Below are 16,143 nucleotides of genomic sequence, written 5' to 3'. Positions count from 1 at the left end.
TTAGTAGAAATTAAATATTACTTAATACTGTGTTTACAAGAAAATCCTATAGAGTTATTATTACCTCATTTATATAATTGTGACCTATAAAAATTAGGAAGATATATGAAGAAGAAAATATTAATTGGAACTGCGATTGTCGCATTAGTAATGGGTGCAGGATTTTATTATTATCATAGTAAGTATGCTGTACAAACACCTGAAGAGAAACCTCAAGTACAAGAAGAAACTACTGTTGTTCAGCAGCCTAAAGGATATTGTCTAATTAGATATAATGAATCTAAAGATAATGGAAAATCATGGGAAGAGATTATCGTTGAAAATGGCCAGACTCCTATTAGTACAGATGATTGCTGGGCTAAATATGGTACATTACTAGATAAATTTGGCAGCTCACCAGATGCTAATGGACACTTACACGGCGAAAAAGGGAATGATTTAATTAAATCTCCTTCAATGGATTTTTCAGATGAGCCAATCAATATTGAAGATGCTCATAAAAAAGATGCTGAATTAGCAAAAGAAGAAGCTAATAAAGTAACAGATGAAGATAATGAAACAGCAGATAGTGGAAGTTCTCTATTTGATCCTGATGAGTCAGATGCTGATGAGCTTTAATTATTTACTAAAGCTAACTTTTGAGAATATTTTTTAAACATACTTTTATTATTTTCAAAACTTGACTGTTTAATAAAGTCCTCACATTCTAATAAGTTACCTTCATATAAAAATCTTAAAGAATTACTGCATTTTAAATTTTTGGGAAATTTATTAGATTTAACCTCATACCAAGCATTTAATCTCTTTATATCATTAGCAGCTACAATAAATAAATGTTTCTTTACTCTAGTTGCTGCAACATAAAAAAGCCTTCTTTCTTCCTCTAGAATAGATTCAGATATGTTATTTATCTTATCTCCTAAAAAACCACCTTCTGTAACATCATATAAAACCACATAATTCCACTCTAAACCCTTTGCTCTATGAATAGACATAATTTGAATACTATTATCATCAAAACTTCTTTTTTGAATAGATTTCTCATATAGATCTTTCAAGATCACTAAAAATTCTTGTATGTTCACTTTTTTACTATTAGCAAAAGCTACTATTCCATCAATAATCTTTAACTTTGATTGGCTTTTGTATGTTTCTGAATGATTCTTTTGAATAATTTTTTTTAAATCTAGTATCTCTAAAATACTAGTAATTGCTTTTTCAACATTCTTTGTTTTTATTTTTTTTAATATTTGCTTCCAATTATCTGCAACATTAATAATATTTCTCTTTTTATAAGACTCTTCAACATTTACCAATAATCCTTCTAGGATTTGTGGCGCTGTTATCAGATTATGAGCTATCTCTTCCGCTATTTTTTGTTTTTGATCTTTTTTTAAATATAATGAAGGATAATCAAGCATTGCTTTTATAAATTCAACTCTTTCATTTTCTTGATATTCTAAAAAACCTTTTCCACTATTGATTAACATTAGATATCCATAAATAGCTCTAAATAAATTCTCATCGAAAACATTTTTATCTGCCACAACAGAATAAGGTAGATCACTATATAAACAACTAAGCTCAAAGATAGTTGTAGAATTATATTTTCTTACTAAAACTACAATTTCTGAGGCTTGAACACCAGCTTCTATTAACTTCTTTAACTTAGCTACAACTTTATCTGAATCATCTAAAATGCTAACATCCGTCACTTTTTTTAATTTGGGATAAGTAATACATAAGTTTTTATGTCTACTTTTATTATTAGATATAATGTTATTTGCCATTAACGAAACTAAATCACCATATCTAAAAGTATAAGAAAGCTCAAAATATTTAACATTTTTGAAATCTTTCTGAAATCCTTCAAGCATATAGTAAGGTGTTGAACCTCTCCATTGATATATCGTCTGATCAACATCTCCCACCGCCATTACTGTAGTTTCATTTCCTACTAGGCATTTTAATAAGTATTGCTGTGCTTCATTTATATCTTGATATTCATCTATTATTATATGAGAGTAAATTTGCTGAGCTTTCTTTACAAAAGAAACTTCCTTTTCAAAAGTTTTACAAGTCATATATATCATATCATCATAAGTAATTACGCCTTTACTTTCACATTCCTCATTAAATAAATCAAACACCATATCTAAAACTTTTTTATCTTTAGCAGACAATAAACTTAAACTTTTATGCTTTGATGATATGCTGGATTTTAAAATAGATATATAACCTTTAAACTCTTCTATTCTTTCATTATTTATTTCTTTAGTAATTTTATGCTCTTTATGAACTTTTTTTAAAATTTGCATAAGAATATTATCTATCTCATACTCTTTTAAAATAGATGTATAATTTAACTTACCTGCTCTACTAAATGCTTGCAAAAATCCGTTTCCTAAAGAGTGCATCGTCCTTACATTTACTCTTGAAGCTATAGTTTGCTCTAGAACTTTAAACAGTCTATTTGCAAACTCTTCCTGTGCTGATTTGTTATACATCAGAACAAGGATTTTGCTTGGATTAATACCTTTAGAAATTAAAAATTGAATTCTTGCAATTAATGTTTGTGTTTTTCCACTTCCAGCAACTGCTGAGACTAATGCATGTTGATTTATATTATGATTAATTACCAGCTGCTGTTCTGCTGTATAATTCATAGATCAGATTCTGATTTTTTTGATCCTAGTTCATTTTTATTTTTAAATAGAAATGGTGTGACTACATACATAAGCGTTGTTACTATTTCTTTTAGAACATTTAATATAAATTTCGAAATTACAATTAAAGTTAAACCCATATACTTCATGTAATTAGCAAAATTAATACTTTTACGCTTATCTTTTATATATTTAAACGGAGATAAAACAAATATAGTAAATATAATTAATATTATATAGGTAAATACATTTCCTAATGCTTGTTCATACCAAACAGAAATTTTATAAATAAGAACTTGTACTGCTATCAGAGCAACAATCAAACTTACAATGAAAAATATAACTTTTTTATTAAACATTATTCTTTCTCCTATAAATCATTTATAAGGTTTATAATACCATTATATCATTTATAATTATGTTATAATCTAGCCCAAATACAATACTTAAACTATAAAATTAATTATTACATGACAACAGAACAAAGACTTAATATTGTTACAGAAGCATTAGATGACTTAAAAGCACAAAATATTCAAACTATAAATGTTGAACATTTAACAGATATGATGGAAAACATAGTTATCTGTACAGCAACCTCAACTACACACGCTAAATCCTTGGCTAAACATTTAGAAGCTGAACTTAAAAAGAATAATATATCTATTTTAGGTATAGAAGGTGAAGTAAAATCAGACTGGGTTCTTGTAGATACTGGTGATATCGTTGCTCATATTATGCTTGAAGAAACTAGAAACCTTTATGCTTTAGAAAAACTTTGGGATATTAAAAGAAAAGATTAAATGCAAGTCAAACTAACTTTAGAACAATGGTCTAAAGTAAAAAAATACGCCATAAATAATCTAAGGTTATCCTCAATATCTAAAGCAGATTGTAATCTATCTGAATATATTCCTTACTATAATGCATGGATAGAAAAAGGTTATCATGCAGATCTTGACTACATGGTTAAACATGGATCAAAAAGATATACTCCAAATGAATTAGTCCCTGGAACAAATAGCGTTATTGTCACTACTTTAAACTATATTAATAAACCAATATCTATTAAAAATGAAGTCAAAAAAATACGTCAAATTGATGATATAGCTAAAGTTTCTGTATATGCTCATGGACGAGACTATCATAAAGTGATGAAAAAAAAATTACAGAATTTAGCTGAATATATATCTTCAATTTGTCCTGAACATAGTTTTAGAGTATTTACAGATAGCGCACCAGTATTAGAAAAACCCTTAGCTGAAAAAGCTGGCTTAGGATGGATGGGAAAAAACTCAATGCTGATGAATAAAGAACAGGGTTCTTTCTTTTTTATAGGAGTAATATATAGCAATTTAAATTTATCTAACCTTACAGATGAAGCAAAACATATAGATTTATGTGGCAAATGCCAAGCTTGTATAAAACTATGTCCGACTAACGCTATTATGCCAAATAAAATGATAGATTCTCGAAGATGTATTTCTTACCTAACAATTGAAAATAAAAATGCCATACCTCTAGAATTTAGAAAAGCTATTGGAACTAGAATATATGGTTGTGATGATTGTCAATTAGTTTGTCCATACAATAATGATGCACCTATAACTAAAGAACCTGATTTTAAAGAAAGAGAGTTCCTTGTAGATAGGCCATTACTAGAACTTTATAACTGGACAGAAAAAGATTTCTTAAAATATACAGAAGGGTCTGCTATTAGAAGAATTGGTCATAGAGCATGGATTAGAAATATAACTATAGCGATAGGTAACTCTCCAAGAACTCAAGAAAATATAGTAGCTTTAGAAAAAAAGAAACTTGATTTTGCTAAAGATGAATTAGTACTTGAGCATATAAATTGGGCAATAGCTCAACAACTACTAGATTAATATATTATTATATTTACATATTTGTTAGAATGAATTTCGATGATTTAAATAAAATCTCAATAAAAGGAGAATACATAATGAAATTTAAAAAAACTTTAATTTTAGCACCTTTAGCAGTAATAGCTCTTTCAACTAGCGCTTTTGCTGATGATTCAAGTGATATGAGTTATTCTGTTGGATACTCTATGGGTAAGAATTTACAAGGTCAATTACAAGATAGTAATATTTCTATTGATAATAAAGAGCTTGTATCTGGTCTTACAGATGGTATTAAAGGTAAAGATGCTAAACTTTCTCAAGATGATATGAGAAAAGCTATGATAGATCTACAAAATCAAGCTATGGCTGCTGCAAATAAAACACAAGCTAAATAAAAGAATAGGAGAAAACTTATATGAATAAGAAAAAACTTTTAATAGCTCTAACAGCTGCTAGTTTAGCTATTGGTCTTACTGCTTGTAAAGGTGAAGACAAGGCCTCTGATGAGCCTACAGCTCCTGCATCAGAAGTAACTACAAATAACACTACAACAAATAATAATAGCAATGCTAGCTATGTTATAGGTTATGGCATTGGTAGTAATATGGCTAACGACCCTAATCTTGATGGTATTGATATTAACAATGATAAAGTTATACAAGGTTTCAATGATGCATTAAATAATACAAAACCTGCTGTATCAGAAGAGGCTATAGCTAGCAACTTAAAACAATTAAGAGAAACAGTAACTGAAAAAATGAATGCTCAAAGCGTATCAAGTTTCTTAGAGAATAGAGATAGCATAGTTAGTTCTGATCTAACTCCAAAAACTGATAATAAAGGCGCTAAAATAGCTGTTTATGAATTCTTTGATTATCAATGTATGTATTGTGCTAAGGTTTATCCTGAACTTGAAAAACTTATGGATAAAAATCCAAATGTAGAGTTTGTATTTGTAGAATTCCCAATCTTTGGAGAAAGATCTCCAGCATCTGAGTACGCTGCTGAAGTTGGTTCTGCTATCTATAAACTTTATGGTGGTGCTACTTATGTTAAGTATCATGATGGAATATTTGCTACTGGTGAAGATGAAGGAAAATTAAAAGATTCTACAATTGATAAAGTAGCTAAAGATTCTGGTGCTGATATTGCAAAAGTAAAAGCTACTATCAAATCAGCGAAGATTGCTGAACATCTAAAAGATGTATTAACTATTGGCAGTCAAAATTTAGGAATTCAGGGTACTCCTTACCTTGTAGTAGCTCCTATCAATAATGCTAATGAGTCTAATACAACAGTTATAGCTGGATATACAAATGCTGATAATATTCAACGTGCTATTGATGATGCTTCATCTGGAGCTCAAGCTCAAACAGCAGCAACTTATGATAATAGCTCAGCTACAGATAAATCAGCAGCTCCTATAACTCAAGCTGACAATTCTGCAACCACAACAACTCCTGTTGCTAATGCTAATGAGTCTTCTGAAGCAGCTTCAACTAATGCAGCATTAACAGATGCAGTATCAGCAGAACAAACTTCTAATAGTGGCTCATCTGTACAAGCTTAATTTCTCTACTTTTTCTTTTAGTCTAATCATATAAAATTCTGTTTGTTATTATATAACTCTGTTAATATTAATAGCCTATTTATATCTAAAATTTCTATTATTAATGACCATACGAAAAGGTAGTAAACTTTTAATATTTGTTGCTGTTTTTTTTGCGGCGCTACCTCCTTTTGCAATAGATACTTATATCCCAGCATTTGGAAAAATAGGTGAATATTTTAATATTCAGCCAAGTATGGTAGCCACATCTGTATCAACATATTTTTTTGGATTCGCTCTAGGCATGCTTTTTTGGGGAGCCTTATCAGATCGTATAGGACGAAAAAAAACTCTTATATTAGGCATGTTTATATATATGTTGAGCTCTATTCTTTGCTCATTAAGTAGTACTTATGAAATGCTTCTTTATATGAGGTTTATTCAAGGACTTGGTGATTCATCTGGTGCTATTATAGCAATGGCAATAATTCGTGACTGCTATCGTGGGAAGAAACTAATTACTACTATGGCTACTCTAACTATGGTATTTATGATTGCCCCAATAATTTCACCTATGATAGGAAGCCTTATTATATATACTACTGGAGAATGGCAAGATATATTTCACTTTCTCACAATATATGGAATATTCTTATTTGGTTTATCATTCTTCTTACCAGAAACATTAAAAGAACATAAAAAAACATCTAGCTTACTCCATAATCTTAGAATTTATTTTAAACATATTAAAAACATTCCTTTCGTATTATGCTCTGTAGTTGCTGGTCTAAGTTTTAGTGCCCTTTTTAGTTTTATAAGTTCATCCTCTGTTTTAATTATTGATTATTTTAAACTTGGATATTTTATATACTGTATTTTATTTGCTCTTAATATAGTTGGTATTATTTTTGTAAATTATTATATTAAAAGAAAAATAACTTTATATAATCAATATAAATTTATCTTTGTTGGTTATAGTTTAGCTATCTTAGCTTTACTTATAAATTTTATAATAGCTCAACATTATCAAAATATTTATTTATTTGTATTCGTAAATACAATAGCTACTGCCGGTTTTTCTTTAATAAATGTAATTACTACTTCAAAAGCCTTAAATCAGTTAAAAGAAGGATATGGTTCAGGTAATGCTATAAACAACTTAATTAAATTTTCTTTAGGTGGTATGGCTAGCTTTATGATAAGCCACTATATAAGCTCAAAGCTAATGACAGAAATTCCTTTACAACAAATTATATTTATATTTTCAGCTTTAATAATATTTTTGCTAATAAGAAAAAAATTAAGATAAGATTTTATTCAAAAACTTTTCTTGGCATATGACAATAAGGCAAAGTTCCCTTTTTATTGTAATAATCCAAATGATAATCTTCTGCAACATAATAAGGTTTTGCTTCTCTAATATCAGTAGCAACTTTATAACCCATATTAGTTAAACCTTGTTTAACTTTTTCAGCAACTCTCTTTTGCTCATCATTATAATAAAATATTGCTGATTTATATTGTTCTCCAATATCAGGTCCCTGCCCATTAGTTTGTTCAAAATCATGTATTTCAAAGAAGTATTTCAAAATGCCTTCCAGAGATAATTTACTTTTTTGAAATATAACTCTCACTACTTCTAAGTATCCTGTATCACCATTACAAACTTTTTTATAATCTGGGTATTGTTCATCTCCTCCACAATAACCAGACTCTGCTAAAAGAACTCCATCTAATTTCTTTAGATAATATTCAACTCCCCAGAAACATCCTGCTGCTACTAATATTTCTTCAGTTTCACAAAGGCTTTCAAAAGGTACAAAATCAACAGATGCTGAATTTACACAATAACGTGTATTTAATTTAGTATATCCTTCACCATGAAAAATATGTCCTAAATGTCCATCACAACCATTACATAAAATTTCAGTCCTACGACCATCAGCATCTGGTAGTTCTTTAACATTATTAGCTATATGCTCATCATAACTTGGCCAGCCGCATGTGGATGTAAATTTACTACTTGCTTTAAATAAAGGTAAACCACAATTTCTGCAAAGATATGTTCCTTCAATATCAATATCAGTATCATTATATCTACCTGTAAAAGGCTTTTCTGTTGCTTTATTAATTATTACCTCATATTCAAATGGAGTTAAACTTTTTGTCTTTAACATCTCTTATCTCTCAAAAGTTATATACTTTAGAATAGTCTACTATTAGTAAAATAAATTTACCAAATCATTTTATATAGATTTAAAGATTAATTTATTAGCTAATAATATCTTTATCTGCGACTGCTAAATGTAAATAATGAAGATGTTTGTCATATTGGTTAATAACATCTGCTATAACCTGCTCTTTTGAATAACCCATAATGTCGTAATATTGTCCACCATGACTAAGAAATACTTCAACTCTATTATATTCACTTTCATCTTTTGACTGATATATTCTAAGCATTACTGTATATATAAAATCATCAGTTTTTTCATTAAATATTGTTAAGCTAATAGTCTCTTCATCTACAAAAACTTCTGTATTTAAACCAGTTTGTTTCATTTTGTTAGAAACTTCGTATATAGCATTATGAACTACATCATGTAAAAATAATTCTGCTTCTTCTTTAGAAGGCTTGTCAATTATAGCTTTTAATCTATCTTGCCAAGAAGTATTTGCTTTAACATATTGCACTACTGTTGAATGTGTTTCTATGCTTTTAATTCTTAAATAATCTAGTCTTAAACTCTTTATCAAACAAATACACATTAAGAAAAGTATAAATAATAAAGGAAAAGCACTAATAATTGTAGCAGACTGTAATGCATCTAACCCACCCGTTAAAAGTAATGAAATTGCTAATAACCCAGTTAAAATTGACCACGAAATACGATGGAGCACTAATGATTCTTTGGCATTTCCTGTCGCTAAAATATCTATAACTAAAGAACCACTATCTGCAGAAGTAACAAAAAATGTAACCACTAAAAGAACAGCTAATATAGATGCAAAAGTAGAAAAAGGAAAAAACCTTAAAAACTCAAATAGTGCAACTGGCACATTATTTTGTGCAGCACTTACTAAACTCTCTCCTGAACTAGTCATAGCTATATCTATAGAAGAGTTTCCAAAAACAGTCATCCATAAAAAAGTAAATCCAACTGGAATAAACAATACTCCAACTACAAATTCTCTTATAGATCTACCTCTTGAAACTTTTGCAATAAACATTCCTACAAATGGTGACCAAGCTATCCACCATCCCCAATAAAATAGAGTCCAGCTTTTTAACCAGCCTTGACTATCCTTATTATAAGCATATAGATTAAAAGTCTTATCGACTATAGTGCTTATGTAATAACCTATATTTTGAAAATAATCTTTTACAAGATCTGTAGTATGTCCAAAAAATAAGATAAACCCTAATAATATAAGAGCTAATACTATATTTACATTACTTAGGATCTTAATACCCTTATCTAGTCCAAGACCAACAGAGATAGTAGCTAATGCAACTATAAATATAATATAAATAATCTGCATCTGAACTGTGTCTGGAGCTCCTATTAAAAAGCTTATTCCAGCACTAACTTGCATAGCACCGAAGCCTAATGACGTTGCAACTCCAAATAATGTTCCTAGTATAGCAAATACATCTACTGCATGACCTATTGGACCATAAATATGTTTTCCTAATATTGGATATAATATAGAACGAGGTAGTAATGGAAGATCATGGCGATAAGCAAAATATGCTAAAGATAATCCAACTACTGCATATACAGACCAAGCCTCAATTCCCCAGTGGAAAAAGGTGATATCCATAGCTTCCTTTGCTGCTTGAAACTTATCAGCTGTAGCATCCGGTGGAGCTAAAAAATGCTGTAATGGCTCTGCAACTCCATAAAACATTAAACCTATTCCCATACCTGCGGCAAATAACATAGCAAACCAAGATAAATTACTATGTTGAGGAAGCTCATGTTCCTGACCTAGTTTAATGTCTCCAAATCGACTAAACATTAAAAAAACACATAAGCAGACAAATATACTCATTGCTAATATGTATAACCAACCAAATTTCTCTAAGATTATATTTTGTATTAATTCCATATACTTTGAGAATAAGGTTGGGCAAAGTATACCCAACAAAGAAAATATTATTGCTAAAACAATCGCTGGATAAAATACTGGCGCATAAGCACCTTTATTACGTTCCATATGTAAATTATTATTTTTATATAAAATTTAGTTTAGAACTAAAGTAACATAATAAAAATTAACATGCAAAAATAAAAATTTAAGAGATATAAAGAGAGTTATTTATTAATTTACGTGGTTTTACATTAGGATTTTCTATAAATGTAAATTTACTCATTTTATCCAAAGTTACATTTTTTAAACAATTATTTATATTCTCTTTATAACTATTTTTATCACAATATTCATCTGTAAATGTATATAGTTTTTTTATTTTTAAATCATTTATTTGGGGCTCAATAAAACTATATGCTGAATAGTCTTTTATAGTCCACTTTCCACTATTTTCAGCTAATGTAAAACTCTTAAAACCCGGAGCATTTGTTATTACTGTTGTAAGAGAAGTTGTTGTATATTCGCCAATATTAGTATTTTCATCAATAGGTAAAATTCTAACCTCATCAACATGTGTATGACCATTGACTATACCTATTACAGTATCCTTATATTCCTTAATAATTTTTATAAACTCTTCTGTATATTCTTTAGTCCATAGATTTTTATTATCATAAGAATCATTACCTACTGGAATATGTGTTGCTATCAGCACACTATTACCTTTGGTTTTTGCTTTTTTTAATTGATTAGATAAAAACTCTAGCTCTTCTTTTGACTTTTCTTCACCACTTGTTCCATCATACTTTCTAGAAAATAAAATACTATTAAGATTTATAAGCTCTAACTTATCATCTAACATAGCTATATAATATCCATCTATTGTATTTTCAGCCAACAAGCAAGGTTTAGGAATATCTGAAAAACAATAATTAGTATGTGATATAAACCCATCAAAATTATTATTTTTAGAAATTGTATATGGAGATAATCCTCTTATATTAAAATTTCCATAGTGAATAATATTGTCGTTATTACCAAAAGTATAAAGAACTGGAATATTCGCAAATTTCTCATCAAATGATCTATAGATATATAACTCATTATCAACCACAGTTCCAATTGGATTATTTTCTCCTGGCTCAGGGTGTCTAACCATGTCACCAAGCATTAATATACTATTTGGTTTAGCAATTGACTTACCTATATCACTTTTTATTAAATTTATCATTTTATTAAATGTATTTTTATCTAATTCATTCTCACGATTAAACTTTGCAGGATCTATAACCATCGGAGTTTTTTTATTTATATCTAAATGGATATCTGTAATAACTAAAAAGTTATATTCTTTATCAGATGCATAGCCAAATGTAATAATATTCAACAATATCGCTATGATTAATATTCTTTTCATCAGTTTATAACTACAAAATAAATTTATCGTTTCATTATATAGAATTTTTGAATTATTTTTATACTTTATAGATATCTCTGTTGTCATTAACAAAGTTGTTATTTTCAACAATAATTGGTAAATTCAAAGTAATAATATTTAGTTTTGAGGTAATAAATATGAGCGATTGTAAAAAACATCATGGAAATCATGAGCATACACATAAAGATGGTTGTGGACATACTAAGGTAAAACACAATGATCATTATGATTATTTACACAATGGTTGTTTGCATCATGAACATAATGGACACTATGATGAACATAAAATAGATGTATCAGCAAAAAATCCAAATGAATGTAAGCCAGTTAAAGATGAATGTTGTGAAGAACATAAACATGGACCAGACTGTGGACATGAAACAGTTCCTCATGGTGATCATGTAGACTATATAGTAGATGGAAGATTACACCATCCTCATGGTGACCATTGCGATGACCATGGTCCTATAGAAATAATTAAAAATAAAAAATAAACTCTTCTATTTCCTTACATAAAAAACATCCATATACCCATTAATATCATCATTATATTTTCAGTTAATGATATAAATCCCAAAGGTACATTACTATTTCCACCTACGCATGCACATTTTAAATCACGCTTTTTAATATATACAGCATCATATACTGATATAGCGCCTATAGAACCAATAACTATAGCGATCACAGCTACTAGCGGAGTTAAAATTGTTGCTATTATACCCATACCTACAAAAGCCTCTGCAAAAGGATAAATATAAGCATAACGCAGCCATTTCCTAGCTAATAAATCATAAGTTATAAATTGATTTAAGAACTTCTCAATATCCTGAAGTTTTAGCATTGCTAAAATAGAAATACTAAATCCCATAAACATTTTTATAATAAATATAAATGTTTCAGATAATGCATAACTCGTTGCTAAAGTCATTAAAAATGCAATAGCAAAAACCACTATAACAGGAATATAAGTCTTTTCTTTCTTCGGCTTTGCCACACCAAAAAATTCCTGCAAATCATCATAGCCACCTATCCTTTTACCATCTATAAAAGTTTGTGGTGTAGTTTTTACCTTATATTTTTCTTTAAAAACATCTGTCTCTTCTCTAGTTTTTAGATGAATATCTTCAATTTCATAACCTTTACGCTTTAAAAGATCTTTTGCTTTTATACCATAAGGACAAATATGCTTATCTGTAACCATACGATAAAGAGTAGCTTTTTTTATTTTATTAACATTAGTCATATAGCTCTCCTTCTTTATTTAAAATTTTACAAATCTCTTTAGCAACCCTACTAGGTAAAACCCCAATATAGCCTCCAAGCTTTTTAGCTAATTCATCTCCAGCCAAACCATGTACATGCACAGCTAATCTACTCGCGGATAAAGTATCTAAGTCCTGAGCTAAAAATGAACCAACAATTCCAGATAATACATCTCCCTGCCCTGCTACTGCTATACCTTGATTACCCGTTTTATTTATATATATTTCATTATTTTTACAAATTAGACTACCCGCTCCTTTCAGTATTACCGTTGCATTATATTCTCTAGCTAACTTCCTTATAGCCTCAAATCTGTCATTTTGAATTTCTTGAGTACTACAATTAAGTAATCTTGCTGCTTCTGCAGGATGTGGGGTTATTATTTTATTTTCTAAATAGATAAATCTCTCTTTTACTTCAGCATTGCTAGCAATTATATTAAGTGCATCAGCATCAAAGATGGATGGCTGATTTAAGTTCTCAATTAATATTTTTAAAATCTTTTGAGATTCTTCACAAGTTCCAAATCCTACTCCCACAGCTAGAGCTGAAAAAGTATTTATATTTTGGGGAATATTTTCTAGTGATTTAGTCATAAGCTCTGGTATAGACATATCAGGGCGGAAATTTTTATCTAAAGAAATTAAGGAGACCTTTCCACAACCACTATATAAAGCACTTGTACCAGCCAGTTGTAGTGCTCCATTCATACCAATATTGCCACCAACTATTGCTAAGCTACCATAAGTGCCTTTATTAGTATTTTTCTTCTTCCTAAGGATATTATCTAAATTTATATCTTCTATAGTATTCCTGATAACTTTATATGGAGCTTTCGACAACTTTATATCTTTATTACTAATTAACTTAGCAACAGTAACTTTACCTGCATAATCTAAACCATCAGCAGTATGTAATCCTTGCTTATCAGCTAAGAAAGTAATCGTATCATTAGCTTGTATTGCCTCACCATAGACTTTAGCATTAAAAGCCCCTAAGCCACTTGGGACATCTATAGCTAAAATATATTTGGCAGTTTTATTTATAGTCTTTACCAACTCTAAAACTTCACCTTGTAAATCTCTATCTAGTCCAATACCAAATATCCCATCAATAACAGCATCATAATCATAAATATTAGGTAATTCTTTTAATGTATTTTTGAGCTTGGAAAACTTTTTATAATAGTTTTGATTATCTTTATTACCTTTTGAAAATATTCTATAGACATCAACATCATAGTTTTCATTATGAAGCTTTATAGCAGCTGCAATCCCATCACTACCATTATTACCATTCCCAACTATAAAAAGTAGTTTTGAGTTTTTAGGAAATTTTTTTACGATAAACTTTGTTATCTTTGATGATGCATAATCTATAAGGTTGATACCTTTAGAAATTGCATATTCTTCTATTTCTCGATTTTGTTTTTCTGTAAGAAAATCCATAAAACTATAAAACTTAGACTGCTATAGATCTATAATAAAATAAATTTCTAAGCTTTTATATAAAGTCTTGGCACACTAAAAAAATTAAGATACAAACTTACCTGTTTCTAGAAAAGAAACTATCTTATTTAAAGTATCCGTATCATGATGAATTTTCGCATGGCTTTTATTTAAGATAATTCTATCATCACTATTTATAGCAAAAGCCGACTCCACATCAACTAAACCATCATTATCTTCACTTAAACAAAGCCTAGCCAAAAAATTAAGTTTTGAATGCTTATTACCTGCTATTAATCCTACGGGAAACTTAGCAGCTACACTATTACAAATATCTAGATACTTATCAGTTACCTTAAGCTCTTTATTTGGTTTTAGTATTCTAGAATAAAAAGGAATTCTATCTCCAAAGTCTGCTATCCCTGAACCTTTAAATGGTGTAGCTATAAATATACATTTATCAATATTTTCAAGTTGTAATTTATGTATAGTCTTACAAACTATTATGCCACCCATACTATGAGCTATAAATGTAATAGATTTTGTCTTAGGAATATCTCCTATAATTTGGCAAAGCCTAGTAACTGCAGCCTCCATACTTACAAAAGTGGTAGGCAGATCAACAGATATAATATAGTCATAATGCTGCTTAAAAAAACTCTCAATAGTAAACATATCCTTACTATTTTTAATAAATCCGTGCACTAGAACAATAATTTTTTCTTCTTTCATTTATTTATATGCTATATATTAAATCCATAGCCTTTACTATCTTTAACAATAATATTAGGCTCATCAAAAGTCACAAAATTACTATAATAATCTTTATTAATCCAGTCTAAAACATCAAGATCAGCCATACTAATATCTTCAGCTAAAGCAAAACTAGCTGCAGCAACTATCCCTAAGGGTGATTCCATCATACAACCGATCATACATGGAATATTATGCTCATTAGCTATTTTTTTAATTTTTTTAGCTTCTAAAATCCCTCCTGTTTTAGCTAATTTAATATTTAGCATATTACAAGCTCTCTCCTCTATTAGTCTTATAGCATCAGCTTCACTAAATACAGACTCATCTGCAAGAATAGGAATATTACTAAACTCTGTAATATTTTTCATAGCCCTATAATTATGATATTTAACCGGCTGCTCTACTAACTCAACATTTATACTATATTTGTTTAGTTCTTCTATAAATTGTCTAGATTGTTTTTCTGTCCAACCTTGATTTGCATCAAATCTAAATCTTATTTGTTTAGAAAATTCACTATCTAGGAACTTTAATAACTCTATATCTCTATTAAAATCAGCACCAACCTTTACTTTTATAGTAGAAAATCCTTTTTCTATTCCATTTGTAATATTCTCTATAGTTTCTGAGACGGTACCACAGCTTATTGAGACATCCGTTTCTAAAATATTATTACTTCCACCTAAGAACTTTAGTACAGATATACCCTTCTGCTTAGCTAATAAATCGTGATATGCTAAATCAATAGCCATTTTTGCACCAGTATTAAACATAGCTCTTGAAAAGGCCCTTCCTAAAACAGCCTCATAATCTTCTAAGTTTGTATTTAGAATAACTGGAGAAAATAACTCTGAAATAATAAACTTCATACCGTGAAGAGTATCACCCGTAATAGCTACTGTAGCCGGTGCTGCGCCATATCCAACTGTTCCATCATCTAAAGTAAGTTTAACCAAGATAGTATCTATAACATTTGTACTTCTAACAGCTGTTACAAAAGTTCTATTTAATGGAATACTTATTACTGAGCAATTAATATCTATTATCTTTTTCATAA

16 protein-coding genes are annotated in these 16,143 nt (G+C 29.1%); 7 read left to right on the top strand and 9 right to left on the bottom strand.

Annotation, left to right across the window (positions count from 1 at the left end):
• Nucleotides 1-105: 105 nt before the first annotated feature.
• A complete protein-coding gene (locus tag DNK87_RS01010; protein ID WP_119330637.1) occupies nt 106-618 on the top strand; it encodes a hypothetical protein in 513 nt (170 codons plus the stop codon).
• Here the strand turns inward: DNK87_RS01010 and DNK87_RS01005 are convergent.
• Both DNK87_RS01005 and DNK87_RS01000 read right to left on the bottom strand, forming a co-directional pair.
• Complete coding sequence (locus DNK87_RS01005) at nt 615-2,666, bottom strand: ATP-dependent helicase (RefSeq protein ID WP_119330638.1); 2,052 nt, start codon at nt 2,664-2,666, stop codon at nt 615-617. The genes DNK87_RS01010 and DNK87_RS01005 overlap by 4 nt on opposite strands.
• The gene (locus DNK87_RS01000; RefSeq protein WP_244614583.1) at nt 2,663-3,025 is read right to left on the bottom strand and encodes a hypothetical protein; all 363 of its coding nucleotides are present in this window, start codon (nt 3,023-3,025) and stop codon (nt 2,663-2,665) included. Before DNK87_RS01000 ends, DNK87_RS01005 begins: the two co-directional genes overlap by 4 nt.
• Nucleotides 3,026-3,136: 111 nt before the next feature.
• On the opposite strand from DNK87_RS01000, the gene rsfS reads away from it, so the two are divergent.
• From rsfS to DNK87_RS00975, 5 genes are all read left to right on the top strand, one after another.
• Nucleotides 3,137-3,469, top strand: coding sequence for a ribosome silencing factor (gene rsfS / locus DNK87_RS00995; protein WP_119330639.1), 333 nt, complete (start codon nt 3,137-3,139; stop codon nt 3,467-3,469).
• The gene (gene queG, locus DNK87_RS00990; RefSeq protein ID WP_119330640.1) at nt 3,470-4,555 is read left to right on the top strand and encodes a tRNA epoxyqueuosine(34) reductase QueG; all 1,086 of its coding nucleotides are present in this window, start codon (nt 3,470-3,472) and stop codon (nt 4,553-4,555) included. It begins immediately after the preceding gene.
• A gap of 77 nt (nt 4,556-4,632) precedes the next feature.
• On the top strand, nt 4,633-4,929 hold the full coding sequence (locus tag DNK87_RS00985; protein WP_119330641.1) for an FKBP-type peptidyl-prolyl cis-trans isomerase N-terminal domain-containing protein: 297 nt from the start codon (nt 4,633-4,635) through the stop codon (nt 4,927-4,929).
• 20 nt (nt 4,930-4,949) lie between these two features.
• Entirely contained in the window at nt 4,950-6,104 is a 1,155-nt protein-coding gene (locus tag DNK87_RS00980) for a thioredoxin domain-containing protein (RefSeq protein WP_119330642.1), read from the top strand.
• A gap of 103 nt (nt 6,105-6,207) precedes the next feature.
• Nucleotides 6,208-7,392 (top strand): multidrug effflux MFS transporter, encoded by a 1,185-nt coding sequence (locus tag DNK87_RS00975; RefSeq protein ID WP_119330643.1) that lies wholly within the window; start codon nt 6,208-6,210, stop codon nt 7,390-7,392.
• A gap of 4 nt (nt 7,393-7,396) precedes the next feature.
• On the opposite strand, the gene DNK87_RS00970 is transcribed toward DNK87_RS00975, so the two are convergent.
• The 3 genes from DNK87_RS00970 to DNK87_RS00960 form a co-directional block, all read right to left on the bottom strand.
• On the bottom strand, nt 7,397-8,260 hold the full coding sequence (locus tag DNK87_RS00970) for a bifunctional methionine sulfoxide reductase B/A protein (RefSeq protein WP_119330644.1): 864 nt from the start codon (nt 8,258-8,260) through the stop codon (nt 7,397-7,399).
• Between the two features lie 94 nt (nt 8,261-8,354).
• On the bottom strand, nt 8,355-10,304 hold the full coding sequence (locus DNK87_RS00965) for a BCCT family transporter (protein WP_119330645.1): 1,950 nt from the start codon (nt 10,302-10,304) through the stop codon (nt 8,355-8,357).
• Nucleotides 10,305-10,383: 79 nt separating this feature from the next.
• On the bottom strand, nt 10,384-11,595 hold the full coding sequence (locus DNK87_RS00960) for a metallophosphoesterase (protein ID WP_159240179.1): 1,212 nt from the start codon (nt 11,593-11,595) through the stop codon (nt 10,384-10,386).
• A gap of 158 nt (nt 11,596-11,753) precedes the next feature.
• Here DNK87_RS00960 and DNK87_RS00955 point away from each other — a divergent pair, with 158 nt between their 5' ends.
• Complete coding sequence (locus DNK87_RS00955; protein WP_119330647.1) at nt 11,754-12,110, top strand: hypothetical protein; 357 nt, start codon at nt 11,754-11,756, stop codon at nt 12,108-12,110.
• A 14-nt stretch (nt 12,111-12,124) separates the two neighbouring features.
• Here the strand turns inward: DNK87_RS00955 and DNK87_RS00950 are convergent, their stop codons facing one another.
• The 4 genes from DNK87_RS00950 to DNK87_RS00935 all read right to left on the bottom strand — a co-directional run bounded on the left by DNK87_RS00950 (nt 12,125) and on the right by DNK87_RS00935 (nt 16,141).
• Nucleotides 12,125-12,862 (bottom strand): MauE/DoxX family redox-associated membrane protein, encoded by a 738-nt coding sequence (locus DNK87_RS00950; protein WP_119330648.1) that lies wholly within the window; start codon nt 12,860-12,862, stop codon nt 12,125-12,127.
• Nucleotides 12,855-14,330, bottom strand: a complete 1,476-nt coding sequence (locus DNK87_RS00945) for an NAD(P)H-hydrate dehydratase (RefSeq protein ID WP_119330649.1) — start codon at nt 14,328-14,330, stop codon at nt 12,855-12,857. The genes DNK87_RS00950 and DNK87_RS00945 overlap by 8 nt, the downstream gene beginning before the upstream one ends.
• A gap of 84 nt (nt 14,331-14,414) precedes the next feature.
• The gene (locus tag DNK87_RS00940) at nt 14,415-15,062 is read right to left on the bottom strand and encodes an alpha/beta hydrolase (RefSeq protein WP_119330650.1); all 648 of its coding nucleotides are present in this window, start codon (nt 15,060-15,062) and stop codon (nt 14,415-14,417) included.
• 11 nt (nt 15,063-15,073) lie between these two features.
• Complete coding sequence (locus DNK87_RS00935; RefSeq protein WP_119330651.1) at nt 15,074-16,141, bottom strand: dipeptide epimerase; 1,068 nt, start codon at nt 16,139-16,141, stop codon at nt 15,074-15,076.
• Between the last annotated feature and the right edge of the window lie 2 nt (nt 16,142-16,143).

It is taken from the genome of Pseudofrancisella aestuarii (assembly GCF_003574475.2).
Classification (GTDB): Bacteria; Pseudomonadota; Gammaproteobacteria; order Francisellales; family Francisellaceae; genus Francisella; species Francisella aestuarii.
This window is presented reverse-complemented; position numbering and strand designations above follow the sequence as displayed.